Origin of the sequence: Hominimerdicola alba 8 (genome assembly GCF_000178155.2) — a bacterium.
GTDB lineage: Bacteria > Bacillota > Clostridia > Oscillospirales > Ruminococcaceae > Hominimerdicola > Hominimerdicola alba_C.
Window position 1 is genome coordinate 1 of record NZ_ADKM02000062.1, and the last position, 19,581, is coordinate 19,581.

A 19,581-nucleotide genomic window follows, 5' to 3' on the forward strand; every position below is an offset into this window, starting at 1 on the left:
TGCGCGGGGCTGTTTTCATATCAGTATTATGACAGTCCCTCTGACTGCGAGAGGGGCTTTCTTTTTAGTCGGGCATTATTATGTAGCCTGCGGTGTCACCGACGCGCACATCGCGGAAACCGCGCTTTATCGCCTGCACATCGACTTCATCACCGAAAGCATGGCTGACTGCAAGCTGAGGGAAATTCACGCCGACAGCATCAGCCTTATAACAGCCGCCTGCCATGCGGGTGTTTATCTCCATGAACACATACTCACCTTCAAGCGGGCGAAGCTGTATGTTATAGGGGTACTCGATGACAACTTTTTCGGATATTTTCTCGGCTATGCGGATAAACTCCTCATCAAACCTCAGCGCGGTGATGTGGCGGTCTACCTTACAGCGCGGGACAGCTATCAGCCCGCCCGATGTACGCATGCAGTCGATGCTTATCTCAGGTTCGCTGAGGTAGGGCATGACCACTGTGGGGTATATGCGAGAACGGCTTTTAAGGTCTGCGATATAGGCGCTGACGCTGATATCTTCGGGCAGAGTTTTCGGCGCGTCCTCGTCATAGAGCCGCCTGTAGGTGATGCCGCCCTCGTCACGGTCAGCCTTTACGCATACCTTGTGCTGTCTGCCGTATTTTTCCTTGATGGCGGCATAAGCGCTCTCAAAGCCCTCTACTGTGGTTATCCTCTCCATCAGCGGGGTGGCACACAGACTGTTCTCGCGCATGAAATTACATGACCTGAACTTGCTGTCGAGCATGTCGTTCTGCTCAAAATTGCCGTCTGCGGTGACTTTTGTGCCTATCGCGGCGAACTCATCGAGGTGTTTCATTATCTCGGCACGCCAGCGTTTAGGGAAGAACACATCTACCTCGTGTGCCTTGCAGAAATCCAGCGCCCACGCGGTATACTGCACGCCGTCAACGCCGCGCGGCTCGGTATAACGCTCGTCTGCCGATGCGCCAAAGACAAAATCCCCTACCTTTGCGCTGGCGATGATATAGTTGCGCGCATCTCGCCTGAGCATCTCTATAAAATTATACGCCTGACTGAACCAGTGGTTGAACCAGATAACACGCTTGCCATTCTTCATATGTATTTCTCCTTTATATTACAGCGAAAAGCCCGAGAGCGTGCTCACGGGCTTTATAGCAATCCGCCTTAAAATTCAGACAAAATCCAGTCACAAAACCCATAGATCCGAGCTTTTGCGACTGGATTTTGTGAATTTAAATAGTTGGATTGCTATAGGATATTTTATTTATAACACTCAAATGCCTTTTCTGTCACCTTTGCGTCCTCTTCGCTCTGCTTTGTCACAAGGCTGACAACGGGTACGACTATAAGACCGAACAGCATCGCGAATGCACCTGCGTTTACGGGTGAAGCCAGTGCCAGACCGCCCAACGTCTTAGGCGCATCGGGTATCATGCCGAAGGTGTATATCAGCATGTGTACGACAGTTATGCCAACGCCGCAGATGAAACTTGCCATAACAGCCGCCTTTGTTACGCCCTTCCAGAACAGGCCGTACATGAAAGGTGCGAGGAAAGCGCCTGCCAGTGCGCCCCAGCTGATGCCCATCAGGCTGGAGATGACCATAGCGTCCTGCTTTGCGCCGCGCAGTGAGTAGATGGCGATAGCGACCGAGATAAGCAGGAAAACAGCGATGAATGCACGCATTATGTTGACTTCCTTCTTCTCGTCCATCTTGCCTTTCATAAGGGGCTTTATCAGGTCGATGGTCAGGGTCGAGCTGGAAGTAAGTACCAGCGAGGACAGAGTGGACATCGAAGCTGACAGCACCAGCACGATTATCAGTGCGAAAAGTCCGCTGGAAAGGCTGTCCATCATTGAGGGGACGATAGCGTCAAAGCCTTCCTTTGGTGCGCCGTCAACGTTCTCCATGAACAGTCTGCCGAAGCCGCCGAGAAAATAACAGCCGCCTGCGACAACTATCGCGAACACGGTGGAAACGACTGTGCCTGTCACAACAGCCTTGTCGTCCTTGATGGCGTAGAACTTCTGCACCATCTGGGGCAGTCCCCATGTACCCAGCGAAGTCAGTATAACAACGCCCACAAGGTTTATGGGGTCGGGTCCGAACAGCGAGTTATAGACCTGTGTATTGCCGTTTGCATCGGGTATAGCGCCCATAGCTTTCAGCGAGCCTGAAAGACCGCCATGAACGTTCAGCACTGCCACAACAACGGCGGCTATGCCTATCAGCATGATTATGCCCTGTATGAAATCGTTGAGCGCAGTTGCCTTGTATCCGCCCATGATGACATATATCGCTGTGAACACTGCCATTGCGATTATGCACCATTCATACTCTATGTGGAAACTCTTCTCGAACAGTCTTGAAAGACCGTTGTACACCGATGCGGTGTAGGGTATCAGGAAAATGAAGATTATCAGCGCCGAAACTGTCTTCAAAGTTTTGGAATTATAGCGGTGCTCAAAAAATTCGGGCATCGTTTTGGCATCTAGGAATTTAGACATCGCGCGGGTGCGCTTGCCCAGCACAAGCCAAGCCAGCAGCGAACCTATCAGCGCGTTGCCGATGCCGACCCATGTTGAAGCCACACCGTAAGCCCAGCCGAATTTGCCTGCATATCCCACGAAGATAACTGCCGAAAAATAAGATGTGCCGTAGGCGAATGCCGTGAACCAGGGTCCAAGACCTCTGCCGCCCAGCACGAAATCAGCCACATTTGCCGTTTTTTTGCGGTAGTACACGCCTATACCTATCATAATGAACAGGTATACACCCAGTATGATCCATCTGACGATCATATCACTCATCACATACACTTCCTTGTCAATTTTTAGCATTAACGTTTTAACGCTTTTATGCTTTTACTTAATAAAGTTTACCATGATATTATAATACATTTTCCCGCCAATGTCAACCGCCGCTGACTTCTTTTCGGCTATAAAATTTAACGAATTTTATCCGCCAAATTTGTACAGGTTGACTTTGATGAACATTCACAGCCGAGCGTTTTGCAGTTTAATCTATTACCAAAAGCTAAAAATATGGTGAAAGCGAGGTGAAATAAGTCGGCAAATGTTTGACAAAGGCGGAGTTTTACTATATAATGTTTATACTTGCGAAAAGATGATACCGAAAGGAAAGATAGAATGAACAGCAAAAACAACGGAGGTCGCCCTCTTGACCCGTATGAACTGCAATATCAGCAGCAGCTTGAACAGTTCACACAGCTGGCGGGCGACACAGATGATGATATCGGGCTTGACCCCGGCAGTATAGACGATGCCTTTGCGGGGTACGAACAGCAGACTCAGCAGCAGTACCCACTTCCGCGAAACTATGGTCAGCCGAATGGTGGTGCGGTCTATGGAAGACCTCAGCAGCCTTACCGTGAACAGGGCGAAACATCTGGCAGGGGCAGACAGCCTTACCGTGAACAGGGCGCTCGGCGCAGAGAACAGCAGTCGGACAGAGGTCAGCAGCCTTACAGACCCGCACCTCAGCGACCCGCAAGGCAAAACACTGAACCGCCCCCGCGTCCGCAGAAGAACAAAAAGCGCTCTTCAAGCAGGAACAGACCGCCAAAAAAGCAATACGAGCGTGAACAGCTGCAATTCGGCAGCCATCATGAAGAACACACGCGGGCAAAAAGACACCCGATACAGCGTTTTTTCAGCACAGTTGTCATTCTGGTGCTGGTGATGTTTTTAGCACTGAACTGCCTGCTATACTACTACGTTTGTCTTGTGAACCAGCGCGGCAGAGGAGAGAGGGCGGTCACGGGCGCTTCGATGAAGTCAGCCGATGTGACCAACATACTGCTGATAGGCTCTGATACACGTTCACCCGAAGAATTCGGGCGTACCGACTCGATGATACTGTTATCGGTGAACAGTTCCAAAAAGACAGTCACCATGACTTCTTTCATGCGCGACATGTATGTTGAGATAGTCGGGAACGACAACAATGGTGAGAAGGTCGATGTATGGGACAAGCTGAATTCAGCCTACGTTTACGGCGGTGCGGAACTGCTGATGGACACTATACAGTACAACTTTGACATAGCGGTAGACGACTATGTTTATGTGGATTTCTTCGCGTTCATCGACATAGTGGACTCCATCGGCGGCATAGAGGTAGAAGTCACTGATGAGGAAGCGGAAGGAATGGAAGACCCTCAGCGTGAGCAGAACAAGTATCTCGGTCAGGCAAGCGGCACCGACCTGCTGACACACGGCGGCAAGCTGAACCTCAACGGCAATCAGGCGTTGGCTTATGCAAGGCTGAGGTATGTGGGCAACGCCGACTTTCAGCGCACCGAACGTCAGCGTGAGGTCATCGGCAAGATCATCGACAAGGTAAAAGGCTCGAACCCGCTGGTAATGAACAAATTCGCCAAAACATCACTGTCAAAGCTATCTACCAACATGAGCAGGGCTAAAATGATGACGACAGCGTACAAGGCTATATTCTCGCTGAACTATGAGGTGAAGTCGCTCAGACTTCCTGCCGAAGGTGCGTACAGCTACGGCTGGCATGGTGACCAGTCAACCCTTGATGTTGACATTGACGCTTGCAGGGCGCTTCTGAGAAGTGAGATATACGAGTAACCGCACAGCGGACAGTTCGTTATGAGATTGCTGATACAGAAAATTAAAGCCATAGTATCTCTGATGTGAAGTCAAGTACTATGGCTTTTCTGTTTACAGCACAGAGTTTCGGGATAAGGAGGGAAAATATGTGCCTGATATGTGAACGCATAGAGATGATAAAAAAGGGCGTGAACCCTTATTTTGTAAAAGAACTTGAAACAGGATATGTGGTGATAGGTGATAATCAGCATTTCTACGGATATACGCTGTTTCTTTACAAGCATCATGATGATAAGACAGAACTGTTTCATCTTGACCCTGCGGAGAGGGCAAAGTTCCTTGAAGAAATGACGATAGTTGCCGAAGCTGTTTCAAAGGCGTTCGGTGCAGATAAAATAAACTATGAACTGCTCGGCATGGGCGATGCCCATCTTCATTGGCATCTGTTTCCGAGAACCGACCGAGATATCGAAAACTACGGAAACAACGGCAGAGGTCCTGTCTGGTGGTATCCGATGGAAAAGATGTACTCAGATGACAACAGACCCGACCGCGAAGAACTTGAGGATATGAAACAAAGACTGCTTGATGAATTATAGCGATCAGCCTTAAAATTCAGACAAGATCCGGTCACAAAACCCATAAATCCAAGATTTTACGACCGGATCTTGTGAATTTAAACAGTTGGATCGCTATAAGTCCTATATAGCCACTGTTTTTGTGGTGTGTAAGCGGGATAACCACATAGATAAATTATTGTAGATACAGTTCTGTCTGCATAGAACGGATAAATACTATGCCCCTGAGTGCTTTGCGGCACTTTGGGGCATATTTTCTGTATGGGTGTATGTCGTGGGGGGCGTAGTACAGTTAAGAGGGGCGTAGTACAGTTCATGGTGGTGTGTAGTACAGTTTTGGGGAGCACGCGGGATTAATTTTAGCAGATATCAACAAGTGTTTTATGTAAAAATGATGCTTTATTATGATATTTTACAATTCAAGCAGAGAACTATTGACAAATCGGGTGCTTGGTGTTATGCTATAGGTGTACTACGACAGATAATACAGTTGGTACACATAGGACAGATGAAAAGAAACAACAAAACATTCCGCAAAGAACGGAAAGAAAGGCAGGTCAACATGAGCGGTCTATTATCGTTGGCGATAGGTGCGCTGGGCGTATGTGTTTATCTGGCAGGCAAAGAAGATCGTCAGGACACTGAAAGAAACAGAAAAAAAGACGGTGTATCACAGCAGACGATAGTCGAATGACCGCATAATGTCAGCTAAAAGAAAGGAGGTCGGCTATAAAATTATCAGGCTGACGACAGAAGATACGGAGAAAAGCGGCATCTGCACAGCGCGGAGAAAAAGCGGTGTGGGACAATGACGCGGAGAGAGAAAAAGAATATGGCTATCCCTTTAGCACACTGCTTTGCATGGGTGCGGCGCTGTTACCTATCCTCTGCCGAAGATGGGTCGGGTGATGAACGGTGATTATTCAGAGTACACATTAACATGGTGCGGCGCGGTGTGTCGGCGGGATGACCATAACAGAGAAAAAAAATCAAAGAGGAAAAAGGAGAAAAATGAAAATAGCAGTGATAATTGCCGCATCGGCGGTGATGGCTTTGGGGCTGAGCGGGTGTTCAAGCGAAGGTCCGAAGCAGGACATTGACACCATGAAATATGAGGTCGATGACATGAATGTTACAACGAAAAGTATGTATGAAACACTCGATACACAGGGTTATGTGGTTGACAATGTTGTTTACAGGGGCGATGATCTCTGTGACGATGAAGCGCTCGAACAACTCAACAGTAATTGCGAAAATGACGAGCCGTACACAAGCTGTATAGGTTTCAAGGTGGACTATCACCTGTCATCGAACCCGTTAGTTTTGGCGCGAAGGCTTCTGGGCGGCAAAGATATAGACAATGAGGAGAAAACACAGTACTTCTGGTTCGGTAAAACAGATGACGGCGAATGGGAAAAAGCTTACAGCGGAGAGATAGACATAGTCGTAAAGTAGAACAGGAGAAAGAATACAGCAGAAAAAGGAGTGCATGATATATGAAAAAGCTGTTCGCGCTTGTGATGGTGACGGTATTGGCGGCACTTATGACAGCATGTTACGCTGACGGCAGGGGCACATATTTCCCTGACAGCGGTGAGATGCAGAAAAACCTCACAGATAAGGGCTACAATGTCAGCATTGAGGACACTGACAGCGGTGAACACCTCATGGGCGGCAAGGGTGACACGTTCATAGAGTTTTATTGGCTCGACTCACCCGATGATGCAAAGGGGCTTTCAGATGAACTGGCGGCACATCACGCCAACTACAAGGAACTTCGCAGTATCACCAACAGTGATGAACACGGCAACATAGTGTTCTGCTCGAACGGTTCGGCTATGGACGATGCGGGCATACAGATAGTTGAGGTCAAAGTTGGCGACTGACGGCACATATATCAGCAATTACGTGTATAAGACCCGAATAAATAGATAATAGGGGTCGGCATAACAGAGATATGTATGCTGTTCGTGCATGCGCGGGAGAAAACTGACTTTCCAAAAGAACACCACCGTAAATGACGGTAAACAAAGAATAACACTGACTGTCATACATGCCTGCTGAAAGGCGGTACGGTGTTCAGGCGGGATAGTCACACACAAAAAAGAGATAACAAGACATTTGACGAGAGGAGGAAAGCTCTTGATAAACATAGACCTGACAGGCAGGATACCCATTTATGAACAGATATGCAAAGGCTTTTCGGAACTGATAGGCAGCGGGGCGCTGAAAGAGAACGACAAACTTCCCGGTGCGCGAACGCTTGCAAAAGAGCTGGGACTGAACCCGAACACGGTGGCTAAGGCTTACAGCAGGCTCGAACATGACGGCATAATATATTCGGTGGCGGGTAAGGGCTGTTTTGTGGCTAAGCAGAAAGGTCACATAGAAAAGAAGCTGTTCGAGGCATTCGATGCGGCGGCGATTGCGGCGCTCAGGGCGGGTGTCACCGCTGATGAACTGAAACAGCGGGTCGATGATGCGGCAGTCAGCTCAGGTAAGGAGGACAACTGATGATAGAGATAAACAATGTCACCATGAAGTTTGACAAAAACAAAGGTGAGAAAGAGGACTTCACTGCACTTGACAGAGTGAGCATAAACATACCCGAAAGCTGTATATACGGTTTTCTGGGGTCGAACGGTGCGGGCAAAAGCACGCTGATGCGACTGATGTGCGGTGTATACCCATGCACTGAGGGCAGTATAAAGATAGACGGCAGAGAAGTATTTGACGACCCCGAAGCAAAGGGAAAAATATTCTTCGTTAATGATGAAACGATACAGTATTCGACATACACGCTGAAAGACCTGAAAAACTACTACAAATGCTACTACCCGCAGTTCTCGGAGGAAGTATTCGACAGGCTGACAGAAAAGCTGTCACTGCCGCAGAACAAGAGAATGTCGCAGTTCTCTAAGGGCATGAAGCGTCAGGCAGTGGTGGTGGCGGCGCTCAGCTGCAAGACCAAATACATAATGCTTGATGAAGCCTTTGACGGTCTTGACCCTGCGATGCGCAAGATAATCAAGACCATGATAGTCGATGAACTTATGGACAGAGATGCGGCGATGATAGTATCTTCCCATAACGTGGCGGAGATAAATGAACTTTGCGACAGGGCGATGCTGATACATCAGGGGCATCTGATATTTGCGGGCGAGGTAGACGAGATAAAGAGCGGTTTCTGCAAATTGCAGACCTCGCTCGGCAGCAGACAGATGACAAAAGAAATGGCAGAAGCGGCAGGACTGGAGGTAATGCAGTTCTCGACACTGGGCAGTGTGGCACAGATGATAGTGCGCGGCGGCGCAGAGGATTGTCTGGCAAAGCTGAAAGGGCTTTCGCCCATACTGCTTGAAGCAGTGCCGCTGACATTAGAGGAGATATTCATATACGAACTGGAGGTGCGGGGCTATGGTGCAGACATACTTAAAGAAAATTGAACTTGCCTCAAGAGCGGAATGCCGCAACAGAAAAAAGATAAGACTGATACTGCTGATACTTACGATAGTCGGGGCGCTGTTTGAGATAAAAGATTACAAGGTCATGACCATCACAGAAAATGCTTACAATGATGGTATTCGTTTTCAAAGATCCCCTTCTTTGGAAGGTATATTCGGTGCATTCCTGATGTTTTTGGCGGCGTGCTTCGGGCTTTTTGCGGTGCATGGCGTGTTCAGTGACCTGACTTCAAAGCAGAATGCAGATATACAGCTGTCACTGCCGATGAATGCTAAAGAGAGGTATCTCTCAAAGCTGATGGCGGTGTTCAAGCTGCACATACTACCCATACTGACAGCAGGCATCGCTGTGATACTCATAGGCAGTGCAAAAGAGGACGCTTTTGACATGATGGGCTATATCGTGCGTTTCCAGCTGGTGACGCTGGCTGTGGCACTGTTCGTTGACAGCGTGAGCATATTCTGCATGAGCTGCTGCGGCGCTAAGGCTGAGGGAATATACACCTCGATAATAATGGGAGGCTGCATCAGCGTACTGCCTATCATGTTTTTCATGGAAGCGATAATAGGTTTCTCGGGCGTTGACAACACATATTCTTTCTACATGAACCCGTTTTATGTGTTCGGCGGTTCGATACTGACCGCTCTTGAGGAAGTTGGTACAGGTATAGGCGCAACAATGCCGTATATCCTTGCAAACCTGCTTATGAGTTTCGCGACCTTGTTCGCCGCATATTTCATATACCGCAGGCGTGACGGCAGACATGTGGGCAAGCCCATCGTGTACAGCTTATTCCTTGAACTGTTCATGTTCACAGGGCTGACAACGCTGTTCTTCGTATTCGTATACACAGGCGGCTGGTCGATAGGACTCACCGCTGCGCTGATAATCTGCATTGTGATACGCATAATACTGGCAAGGGCGAAGATAACCCCGATAAAGTTCGTCATATGGATAGGCAAATATGCTACTGCACTTGCTATATTCATTGTGTTGATGGGTGCGGCTTACTACACGGGCGGTTTCGGCTACTACAAAGTGAGATACCATATGAATAACGAGAAAGCTATCAATATTGAAGCCACTGCAATATCTGCTAACCCGTCAAGCGCCTACACTTCCTCCGAAACAAAAAACAGATATTTTCAGCGGGACTTCAGAACAGAAAATACCACAGCAGCAAATGATGTGACGGTACCCGCAAACTGCACCCGCGAAGAAGCAAAGCAGGCAGTTGAAGATATAAATGATCTGATCGACCGTTATCACAACCTCCAAGACCGCGATAACGAATCATTTCTCAGTATTTTTACGGATAATTACAGTAATTGGTATTATAGTCATGATTATGACTACTATAATATAAGGATAACGATCAGTGATCTGAAATTCAATACTAAATATACGGCTAACATAACATTAGACGATGAAACCGAATATGAAGAGTTTTGCAGTGAACTGAGCAAGATACTGGAAGAATCGTACACAGAAAGTTACAGATAAAATGAAGGGCACTCACCGATAATGGCGAGTGCCGCTTTGTTTTATACGCACGATCTTATCGAAGTATCAGTTCCATCAGTATACACTCACGGTCGCCTGCGGGCATGGGGAATATCTCTCTGCCAAATTCTTTGAAGCCCACCGCTTTGTAACAGCAGGCGGCGCTGACATTATCGGCAAAAACGCCGAGATCTATCCTTTTGGCAGACAGTTCACGCCTTGCATATTCGATACCGAGCCTCAGCATCTCACTGCCCTTGCCCTGCCCCCTGAGTGCGGGGTCAACTATAACAAAGCCGAAGCGCACTGTGCTTTCGTCAGTCTTATCGGGATACCTTATTATAAAATGACCCGCGATACTGCCATCGTCCTCAACAGCAGTAAGCGGAAAAAACTTCCCTGCTGACTGCATATTCGCATAATTCTTGTCGATATCACTGCCCGTCAGCGGAAATCTGCAATACCTGTCAGCCGACCAGCTGTACAATTCTTCAATATTTCTTATCCAGCCCGCTATGGCTGTGCCGTCTTTGCTTTCATACTCACGCAGTAACATAATGCTTTCTCCTTTACTATAGCGATCCGTCTTTTTAGATCCACAAGATCCTGTTGCCGCCCGAATTCCTTAAAAGTACGGCGCATGAACACGGTCTGTCACTTATCATAAATGCTCCTGATGACCCTTGCAGGACTGCCGACTGCTATCATGTCAGCGGGGATATCCTTTGTCACCACCGAGCCTGCACCGATCACGGCATTGTCACCGATGGTAACACCGGGCAGGATAATACTTCCCGAACCTATCCAAACGCCCTTGCCGATATGTACGGGCGAGGGAATAAGGTCGCCGCGCTCTTCGGGCAACATACCGTGATTTAAGGTCGCGATGACGGTGCCATGCCCGATAAGGCAATTATCACCGATAAATATCCCGCCCTGATCCTGAAACTTACAGCCCGCGTTGATAAACACGCCCTTGCCGAGATGGATATTCTTTCCGCAGTCGGTGTAGAATGGCGGGAACAGACCGAATTTATCATCAAGGGGCTGTCCTATCAGTTCTTCCATAAGGCGGCGGAGTTCGGTCGGTTCGTGATAACTTCCGTTTATCTGAGATGTTATGCTAAGTGCCTGCTGACTGAGTTCGTGCATTTTCAGGTGGACTTCACCGCCGCATTTTGTCTGAGCACTGCTGTTCATAGCATTAACAAATTCTTCGTTGGTCATTTTATATTTCTCCTTAGCATGATATTTTGCGTTTATGCTCAGTATATCACAGCATCTGCCAAATTACAAATACCTATTGTGAATGCACTGCTATTCATTTTGCGAATAAGCTATATTCTCTTTTGTGGTTATCCCGCTGACACACCACAAAAAAGCGGCTATACAGAACTTAAGGTTCTTGGCGTATATCTTTCCCCCGCCGCAGGCGGGGGAAAGATATGGGGCGCTCAATTATCCTTTTGTTTAACGCATTTTTAGCACACCGGCTGAGAATGCGTTAAACAAGCGGGAGAACCACGTTCTCTTTTTTACAAAAAGTACCCCGACTGTGAGTGGTCGTACAGTCGGGGCTGAAACTTAAAGTTTCTATTCAACAAAGAGGAAAAGAACATTTCATTACTCAGTGCCGCACCGCAATATCCTTTGAAGATACACAGTGCATTCCATTTTCTGCATAAGTATGATGCTTATGCTACAGCATAAAGCGAAAAAATGTTAAGTAAAAATAACCTCTGTAGGTCATGCTATAAGTATACACCATTTATTAATACTTGTCAATACTTTTTGTATAAGTTTTACATTTAACTAATTATTTGACCGACGATTTTATATATATTGTATTTTTATTACAGGGAACTATTTACATTCATACAATGTTATCAGTGCAGGAGCGTGTCAGCTTGACAAGTTCGGCGCTGACATGATATAATTTCACTTATATGACAATATTCGCAAAGGATGGACATGATAACATGGAAAACAGCAAGATGATAGCTAAAGCGGCACTGGAACTGCTTGAAAAAATGGAGATAGTCAGCGTTGGCATAGACGGTCTTGGCGGTGCGGGCAAAAGCACCATCGCGGAAGAGGTGCGCACTGAACTTGAAGCGGCAGGCGTGCATGTGGTACTTCTGCACATAGATGACCTGATAACCCCGCGTGCAGTGCGTTACAACAATAACTTTCCTGAATGGGAGTGCTACTATGTTTTACAGTGGCGGTATGACTATTTCACCGAAAAACTGGAAATACTCAAAAAGGGCGGCAAGACAGAGATAGAACTTTATGACAAGGACAACGACAGCTATATCACCGAAGAATACAGCACAGCAGGCAGAACTGTCATTCTTACAGAAGGTATATTCCTGCAGCGGAAAGAACTTGACGGTTCGTTCGACCTGACGGTATACATCGACCTGCCCGAAAATATAAGGCTTGAAAGGGTGCTGTGCCGCGACAGGTACATCGGCAATGATGAGGAGATACGCGCTAAATATGAGGGCAGGTACTTCCCTGCCGAGCGCAGGTATGTCGAGGAATACAGCCCCTCTCTCAGGGCGGATATCACTGTCAGCCTCAACAGCTGAAAATGTGTGCGCGGAGCGGTTAGTTAAATAATTACATTATATCGGGTTGATGTTGACATATTCACAAATTTGTGATATAATTACAATGAAATATAAAACATTGGTCTGTAAAATAATCGCCCGAACGGAGGGAAGAGAATGCACACGGAAGAAGAATATCGCGCGGCGCTGAGAGAGATAACCGAACTGAAAGGCGAACTCTCGCGAATGCGGAAAAAATATGAAACGGTGACAGAATTCATGTCACACACCAGCCACGAGATACGCACGCCGATGAACTCGATAATAAGTCTTGCAAGCATCGGTGAAGAAGAGTGCTACGGGCGGGCTGTCGGGGAATACTTCAAAAATATCCGCGAATCGGCAGAGTATCAGCTGGAGATACTCAATGAAGTGCTGGACATGGCGAAGATAGAGAGCGGCAGTGTGACCCTCTACCCCGAACCATATTCGCTGGAAAGTCTGGCAGAAAGCATAAGCGCCATCATTACACCGATGATGGAACAGAAGAAGATAGATTTCCGCTTTGAGTTCCACGATATTTTTGCCGACACGCTGGTGGTGGACAAACTGCGTCTGCGGCAGATATTCTTAAATCTGCTGTCAAATGCGGCAAAGTTCACGCCCGAACGCGGACGGGTCGAACTGATAGTTTCTCAGCTGGCGGCAAGCGGCGGCAAGGTGAGGACTGTTTTCACGGTGAAGGATAACGGCATCGGCATGAGCCGCGAATTTATCGACAAGATGTTCACGCCATTTGCACAGGAGAGGACTTCCTCCACTGCCGAGATACAGGGCACAGGGCTTGGTCTGCCCATAGCCAAAAACCTCACCGAGATAATGGGCGGCGAGATGCGTGTAACTTCTCAGCTCGGAGTCGGCACGACTTTCACGGTGGAACTGGACTGTCAGCCTGCGGGCGATGTGCCGTCAAACGACAAGGTAATAGTCAGGAACATAAACTTTGCAGGCAGGCGCGCACTGGTGGTAGATGACCACTCCATCAACCGCATACTGGAGGTAAAACTGCTTAAACGGGCAGGCTTTGAAACAGATGCGGCAAGCAACGGCTATGAGGGTCTTAAAAAGTTCATGGCGAGCGAGTCGGGGCATTATGACCTGATACTTATGGACATAAAGATGCCTGTAATGGACGGACTTGAAGCGGCGCAGAAGATACGCGGACTTGATCGCAGTGACGCTGATACCGTCAGGATAGTGGCAATGAGCGCCAATGCTTACCCCGAAGATGTGAAGCAGTCAAAGGCGGCGGGCATGAATGAGCATATCGCAAAACCTGTGATACCTGCGGTGCTTTACAATCAGCTGGCAATGCTGTTTTCAGAGGAAAAATAAAACAACTGCGGCATTGATACCCGACTGCTGTAAATATACTGAAAAGGTATCGGTTGTGCTTGACTAACCAACATTTATTGTGGTACAATTGAATTGTAAAAATCGAATATTTCACGGTGACTGACACCGATAGAAAGGAAGCATGGTTATGCAGACGAGAGTAGCTGTAATTTCTATCATCATCGAAGATTCAAGCACTGTGGAAAGCATAAACTCCATACTGCATGATTTTGCAGAGTACATCATCGGAAGGATGGGGGTTCCCTACCGAACTAAAAAGGTAAACATCATAAGCATCGCCATCGATGCACCGCAGGACAAGATAAACACTCTTGCGGGCAGGATAGGCAGGCTGAACGGTGTTACAGCAAAGACGGTATATTCATCGGTCTGAGTCTAAGCGCGGCTGACGGCTAAGACCTGAAATTTAACAGCGACAAGCATCTCCTGACGCCGAAAAGTTCTTTGAGGCGAAAGCAGCAAGCACTATACGGCTTCGTGCAGATCGGCGCGGGGTCTTTATCGGTATACTTACCCGTGTTTTCTGAGGAAGGAGAACACGGGTATCTTTTATGCTTTTTACAGTTTTTTCACAAAGGAGATGAAGGGAATGGGACTTAATGACACACCCTCCGGCGAGAGGGTACACATCGGATTTTTCGGGCGCAGGAATGCGGGAAAATCAAGTGTGGTGAACGCATTTACAAATCAGGAACTGGCGATAGTTTCCGACACGCCCGGCACTACCACCGACCCTGTATACAAGGCGATGGAACTTCTGCCGATGGGACCTGTGATGATAATCGACACACCCGGTTACGATGACGAGGGCGAACTGGGCGAACTGAGAGTAAAAAAGACGGTGCAGGTGCTTGGCAAGACCGACTGTGCGGTGCTGGTGACAGACTGCACGCGCGAACTCGATGACAGCGAAAAACAGCTGACAGAACTTTTCGTGCAGAAGAAGATACCTTATATAATAGCGAAGAACAAGTCTGACCTGCTGGAAAGCGTACCACAGGCGGGCAGTAACGAGATATATGTCAGTGCGCTGAACAAGACTAACATCAACGAGCTGAGAGAACTTGTCGGCAGGCTCAGCAATGTGAAAGAGCAGGAAGACCCGCTGGTGGGCGACCTTGTCAAGGCGGGCGAACTGGCGGTGCTGTGCATACCGATAGACAAGGCGGCACCAAAGGGCAGGCTGATACTTCCGCAGCAGCAGGTGATAAGAGATCTGCTGGAGCATGGCGCGGCGGCGCTCACCTGCCGTGAAACTGAACTGAAAGGCTATCTCGAACAGCTTAACCCTAAGCCTGCTGTGGTCATAACCGACAGTCAGGTGTTTGCAAAGGCGAATGCCGACACACCTGCTGACATCAAGCTGACTTCATTCTCGATACTCATGGCAAGGCACAAGGGATTTTTAGAGATCGCTGTGCGCGGCGCTAAGGCGATAGACACACTAAAGGACGGCGACAGGATACTTATCTCGGAGGGGTGTACACACCACCGTCAGTGCGAGGATATAGGCACTGTAAAACTTCCGAAACTGCTGAAAAAGTACACGGGTAAAGAGTTCAGGCCGGAATTTTCATCGGGCAGAGAGTTTCCCGATGACCTTAGCGACTTTGCACTGGTCATACACTGCGGCGGCTGTATGCTCAATGCCCGCGAGATGCAGAGCAGGATGCAGACTGTCGAAGACGCGGGCGTGCCTGTCACAAACTACGGCACAGCTATCGCATACATGAACGGTATACTGAAAAGAAGTCTGGAGATACTGCCCGGACTTTTATAGAAAAGAGGTCAGCGATGAAGAATAAAGATGCTTTTCCATATGAAAAAACAGGTGCGAACGCAGACAAGTTCGCTGAGATAGACAAGTTTTTACAGCTGAACGCCCGTTTCAGCGGGGGCATGAACAAATTTAAAACAGTTCTGGGTTCTTTCGTCAACCGCGGAGGGAAAGCGCCCCTTGAAAGGGCTAAAAATATAGTGAACTCCGACGGTATTGACAGCGTTTATGACGACCTTATGCACTGCACGAGGATAGACAGGTGCGATATCTTTATCGGCAAAAAATACATTTTCAAACAGGGCATGTTCGTTTTCAGAATGAGTGATGTGCGCGAGTGCTATATAGTCGATGAAGCATCGGGCGATGACAACGAGTATCACTGCATGGTGGATATCAGCGATGAAACAGGTACCGATACACTTGAACTGAGAAAGCTGAGCATAATAAAAGTACAGCGTCAGCAGCAGTTTGAAACTATAAACAAACCCATCGAAGCGGCTAAGATAAGGCTGGAATGACAGTTCCCCCTGAAACATAACGGAGGTGCGGCATGGACGGCAAAGAGATGATATCCTACTACGACATGGGCGGCAGAGATGCCGAGATGTACAGAGCGATAGACGAATACCTGCGTCTGACAGCAAGGTTCAGCCCTGAAAATGTTGCGCGAAAAAGAAAGAAACTGCTGACGGTCACACTTGTCGGCGGTATACTGCTGTATGTATCTATCCCTGTCACACTGCTGACAGTTGGGTTCAAGATTCCCGCAGTGGGACCGGAATTTGTGATAGGCAATTTCCTGGTGGGCGTTTGGAGACTGGCAAGGCAGATATACGGTGTCGGTCCTTTCACTGAGATGGAGAGGGCTGAGAAAATAATCTCGGCGGACAGCCTTGAAAGGGTCTATAACGACTTTATACATGCGAGACAGATGGGTGATACCAATATCAGGCTGGGCGAAGAATACATCTTCAAAAAGGACGACTGCCTTTACCGAATAAAGGACATACAACGCACCTATATCAGGAAAGAGAACAGCGATGACAGCTGTCACTATTTCGCCAGCGCTGAGATACTGGACGAATGCGGCTTATGCCATGTCGATGTGAAAATGCTTCACGGTTTCAGCGAAAAGAAAATGCAGGCGCGTTTTGAGGAACTGACAGCGCCCATAGAACAGGCAAGATACAAGCAGAATAAATCGGAGGACAAGCTCTGATAACAGATGACAGAGGAAAGAGGACAAAAATATGGACAACAAAGTTGATTTTTACAGGCGGCTCGACAGTGCTGATGCACAGAAGTATGAGAAGATAGACAACTTTCTCGCACTTTCGGCAAGGTTCAGCCCCAAAAGGATAAGACAGAAGAAGATACTTACAATAACGCTTGTTGCGTTCATAGCGGCACTGTTTCTGTTTATGTGCTTGGCGGCAGATGACCTGAGCGTCAGAATAATGAGCCTGCTGACCCTGCCTGCGCTTTTTGCCGGAGCATATTATAGTGTCAGAAAGCTGAACAACAACTTCTTTCCCGAAATGGAAAGGGTAAACACGATAATCGAAACTGACGGCATCGACGCTGTATTTGAGGGGCTTATGAAGGCAAGGAACATGAGCGTGAGCGGGTGTTCTTCTGACGGCAGGTATGTATATATCGCAGGCAAGACCATGTGCAGGCTCGCAAACATACAGAAAGTAAGCAAGCGGTATGTTTCACACGGCAGGGGCGGGTCGTATCACGTTTTTATCGAAGTTGCTGACGAGATGGGTCTGAATGAGATAGACCTGAAACAGCTGAGAGGTCTGCCGATGACGCAGGATAAAGAGTTACAGCGGATAAATGCTGAGATAACGATAATGAAGTTTGCTTTGGAAAAAGCGGAAAAACAGGGTGAAATGTAATGGGCAGAGTAAGAGAGCTTATAGACAGGCTTGGTGAGAACAAACATCTTGACAAGGCTGAATGGGTGGAAGTGCTTTCTGGCTTCACCGATGAGGACAGGGAGTACGCGGCATCGCTGGCGCGTGAGATAAGTCTTGCGCACTACGGCAACAAGATATTCATACGCGGCATAGTGGAGTTCTCAAATATATGCAAAAACGACTGCCTTTACTGCGGCATAAGGCGTTCAAATCAAAACGCACAGCGCTATCGGCTGACTGCTGAGGAGATATGCGAATGCTGTGACGAGGGGTATGAACTGGGTTTCCGCACATTCGTTCTGCAAAGCGGTGAGGATAAAAGCTATTCCACCGAGATGCTGTGCGGCATAGTAAGTAAGCTGAAAGAAAAGCACCCCGACTGCGCGGTGACCCTCTCGCTGGGCGAACTTGAATATGAGGACTACAAAGCTCTGCGTGAAGCGGGGGCTGACAGGTATCTGCTCAGGCATGAAACGGCGAACAAGGCGCACTACGAAAAACTCCACCCCGCCGAAATGTCGTGGGAACACCGCATGAAATGTCTGGAACAGCTGAAAGAACTGGGCTACCAGACAGGCGCGGGCATAATGGTAGGTTCGCCTTACCAGACGGTAGAGTGCATCGCTGAGGACATGCTGTTCTTTGAAAAATTCAAGCCCGAAATGATAGGTATAGGACCTTTTCTGCCCCACAAGGACACGCCTTTCAAAGACGAGCCGAAAGGCAGTTACGAACTGACGCTGTTCCTGCTGAGTCTGTGCAGGATACTTCTGCCGAGAGTGCTTCTGCCTGCCACGACTGCGCTGGGCACTATACACCCGCTGGGGCGCGAAGAGGGGGTAAAAGCGGGGGCAAACGTAATAATGCCCAACCTTTCGCCCACAGCGGTGCGCAAGAAATACATGCTTTACGACAACAAGATATGCACAGGCGATGAGAGCGCACAGTGCAGAGGCTGTCTTGAACAGCGCATGAAGTCCATCGGGTATGAGGTGGCAGTAACGAGAGGTGACTTTAAATGATAAAATTTGCGATATACGGCAAGGGCGGCATCGGCAAGTCAACGATAGCCTGCAATATCTCGGCGGCGCTGGCGGCAAAAGGTCTTACGGTGATGCAGATAGGCTGTGACCCGAAAGCAGACTCGACTTCACTTTTACACGGCGGTGACAGGATACCAACTGTGCTTGACATGACCAGAAAGACAGGCGGTAAATTCACGCTGGACGATGTGGTGTTCAGGGCTGAGTGCGGGGTGTACTGCGTTGAAGCGGGCGGTCCGATACCGGGTCTTGGCTGTGCGGGACGAGGTATAATAAACGCGCTGGAAAGTCTGGAAAAGCTGGGGGCTTATGAGAGGTTCAAGCCCGATGTAGTGATATACGATGTGCTGGGCGATGTGGTATGCGGCGGTTTTTCCATGCCGATGCGCAAGGGCTATGCCGACAAGATATTCGTGGTCTGTTCGGGTGAGAAGATGTCGCGATATGCGGCGGCAAACATCTGCATGGCTGTGGATAATTTCAAGGGACGCGGCTATGCGGGTCTGGGCGGCATAATCCTCAACCGCAGAGGAGTCCCCGATGAGGACGATGCGGCGGCTGAACTGGCGGCTGACTTCGGCACTGAAGTGATAGGCACACTGGACAGGAGCGAGGATATACCGCTGGCGGAAGAGCGCGGCAAAACGATAGTCGCGAGTGCCCCCGACAGCGATACGGCGAAACAGCTGGAAGCGATCGCTGACAGCGTATATGCGGCTTGCGGAGGTGAGTGAT

21 protein-coding genes are annotated in these 19,581 nt (G+C 48.5%); 17 read left to right on the forward strand and 4 right to left on the reverse strand.

Annotation, left to right across the window (positions count from 1 at the left end; all coding sequences use genetic code 11):
* Window positions 1-64: 64 nt before the first annotated feature.
* A complete protein-coding gene (locus CUS_RS05435) occupies window positions 65-1,084 on the reverse strand; it encodes an ATP-grasp domain-containing protein (RefSeq protein WP_002848190.1) in 1,020 nt (339 codons plus the stop codon).
* Between the two features lie 164 nt (window positions 1,085-1,248).
* A complete protein-coding gene (locus tag CUS_RS05440) occupies window positions 1,249-2,799 on the reverse strand; it encodes a sodium:solute symporter family protein (protein WP_002848224.1) in 1,551 nt (516 codons plus the stop codon).
* 339 nt (window positions 2,800-3,138) lie between these two features.
* Between CUS_RS05440 and CUS_RS05445 the strand changes: the two genes are divergently transcribed.
* The 8 genes from CUS_RS05445 (at window position 3,139) to CUS_RS05480 (ending at window position 10,127) form a co-directional block, all read left to right on the forward strand.
* Window positions 3,139-4,599 (forward strand): LCP family protein, encoded by a 1,461-nt coding sequence (locus CUS_RS05445; protein WP_002848333.1) that lies wholly within the window; start codon window positions 3,139-3,141, stop codon window positions 4,597-4,599.
* A gap of 128 nt (window positions 4,600-4,727) precedes the next feature.
* A complete protein-coding gene (locus tag CUS_RS05450; RefSeq protein WP_002848228.1) occupies window positions 4,728-5,180 on the forward strand; it encodes an HIT family protein in 453 nt (150 codons plus the stop codon).
* 487 nt (window positions 5,181-5,667) lie between these two features.
* Window positions 5,668-5,853, forward strand: a complete 186-nt coding sequence (locus tag CUS_RS19755) for a hypothetical protein (RefSeq protein ID WP_157769503.1) — start codon at window positions 5,668-5,670, stop codon at window positions 5,851-5,853.
* Between the two features lie 317 nt (window positions 5,854-6,170).
* Window positions 6,171-6,614, forward strand: coding sequence for a hypothetical protein (locus CUS_RS05460; protein WP_037276700.1), 444 nt, complete (start codon window positions 6,171-6,173; stop codon window positions 6,612-6,614).
* 41 nt (window positions 6,615-6,655) lie between these two features.
* Window positions 6,656-7,045 (forward strand): hypothetical protein, encoded by a 390-nt coding sequence (locus CUS_RS05465; RefSeq protein WP_002848336.1) that lies wholly within the window; start codon window positions 6,656-6,658, stop codon window positions 7,043-7,045.
* Between the two features lie 256 nt (window positions 7,046-7,301).
* Window positions 7,302-7,673 (forward strand): GntR family transcriptional regulator, encoded by a 372-nt coding sequence (locus tag CUS_RS05470; RefSeq protein WP_002848479.1) that lies wholly within the window; start codon window positions 7,302-7,304, stop codon window positions 7,671-7,673.
* Window positions 7,673-8,605, forward strand: coding sequence for an ABC transporter ATP-binding protein (locus tag CUS_RS05475; protein WP_002848399.1), 933 nt, complete (start codon window positions 7,673-7,675; stop codon window positions 8,603-8,605). The genes CUS_RS05470 and CUS_RS05475 overlap by 1 nt, the downstream gene beginning before the upstream one ends.
* Window positions 8,577-10,127, forward strand: a complete 1,551-nt coding sequence (locus tag CUS_RS05480) for a hypothetical protein (protein WP_002848221.1) — start codon at window positions 8,577-8,579, stop codon at window positions 10,125-10,127. Before CUS_RS05475 ends, CUS_RS05480 begins: the two co-directional genes overlap by 29 nt.
* A 55-nt stretch (window positions 10,128-10,182) precedes the next feature.
* Here CUS_RS05480 and CUS_RS05485 read toward each other — a convergent pair whose 3' ends face one another.
* Together CUS_RS05485 and CUS_RS05490 are read right to left on the reverse strand one after the other, a co-directional pair.
* Window positions 10,183-10,683 (reverse strand): GNAT family N-acetyltransferase, encoded by a 501-nt coding sequence (locus CUS_RS05485; RefSeq protein ID WP_002848531.1) that lies wholly within the window; start codon window positions 10,681-10,683, stop codon window positions 10,183-10,185.
* Window positions 10,684-10,781: 98 nt separating this feature from the next.
* Window positions 10,782-11,354, reverse strand: a complete 573-nt coding sequence (locus CUS_RS05490; protein WP_002848194.1) for a sugar O-acetyltransferase — start codon at window positions 11,352-11,354, stop codon at window positions 10,782-10,784.
* Window positions 11,355-12,106: 752 nt separating this feature from the next.
* Here CUS_RS05490 and CUS_RS05495 point away from each other — a divergent pair.
* From CUS_RS05495 to CUS_RS05535, 9 genes are all read left to right on the forward strand, one after another.
* Entirely contained in the window at window positions 12,107-12,721 is a 615-nt protein-coding gene (locus CUS_RS05495) for a uridine kinase family protein (protein ID WP_002848578.1), read from the forward strand.
* Between the two features lie 138 nt (window positions 12,722-12,859).
* Window positions 12,860-14,077, forward strand: a complete 1,218-nt coding sequence (locus tag CUS_RS05500; protein WP_002848361.1) for an ATP-binding protein — start codon at window positions 12,860-12,862, stop codon at window positions 14,075-14,077.
* A 148-nt stretch (window positions 14,078-14,225) separates the two neighbouring features.
* The gene (locus CUS_RS05505; protein WP_002848545.1) at window positions 14,226-14,471 is read left to right on the forward strand and encodes a TM1266 family iron-only hydrogenase system putative regulator; all 246 of its coding nucleotides are present in this window, start codon (window positions 14,226-14,228) and stop codon (window positions 14,469-14,471) included.
* A 216-nt stretch (window positions 14,472-14,687) separates the two neighbouring features.
* The gene (gene hydF / locus CUS_RS05510) at window positions 14,688-15,878 is read left to right on the forward strand and encodes a [FeFe] hydrogenase H-cluster maturation GTPase HydF (RefSeq protein ID WP_002848316.1); all 1,191 of its coding nucleotides are present in this window, start codon (window positions 14,688-14,690) and stop codon (window positions 15,876-15,878) included.
* 14 nt (window positions 15,879-15,892) lie between these two features.
* The gene (locus tag CUS_RS05515) at window positions 15,893-16,396 is read left to right on the forward strand and encodes a hypothetical protein (RefSeq protein WP_002848339.1); all 504 of its coding nucleotides are present in this window, start codon (window positions 15,893-15,895) and stop codon (window positions 16,394-16,396) included.
* Between the two features lie 32 nt (window positions 16,397-16,428).
* Complete coding sequence (locus CUS_RS05520; RefSeq protein WP_002848476.1) at window positions 16,429-17,097, forward strand: hypothetical protein; 669 nt, start codon at window positions 16,429-16,431, stop codon at window positions 17,095-17,097.
* 31 nt (window positions 17,098-17,128) lie between these two features.
* Window positions 17,129-17,782: a hypothetical protein gene (locus tag CUS_RS05525; protein ID WP_002848180.1), complete on the forward strand. Its 654-nt coding sequence runs from the start codon at window positions 17,129-17,131 to the stop codon at window positions 17,780-17,782.
* On the forward strand, window positions 17,782-18,825 hold the full coding sequence (gene hydE, locus CUS_RS05530; protein WP_002848513.1) for a [FeFe] hydrogenase H-cluster radical SAM maturase HydE: 1,044 nt from the start codon (window positions 17,782-17,784) through the stop codon (window positions 18,823-18,825). Before CUS_RS05525 ends, hydE begins: the two co-directional genes overlap by 1 nt.
* A complete protein-coding gene (locus CUS_RS05535; RefSeq protein ID WP_002848462.1) occupies window positions 18,822-19,580 on the forward strand; it encodes a nitrogenase iron protein NifH in 759 nt (252 codons plus the stop codon). The genes hydE and CUS_RS05535 overlap by 4 nt, the downstream gene beginning before the upstream one ends.
* Window position 19,581: the final 1 nt, after the last annotated feature.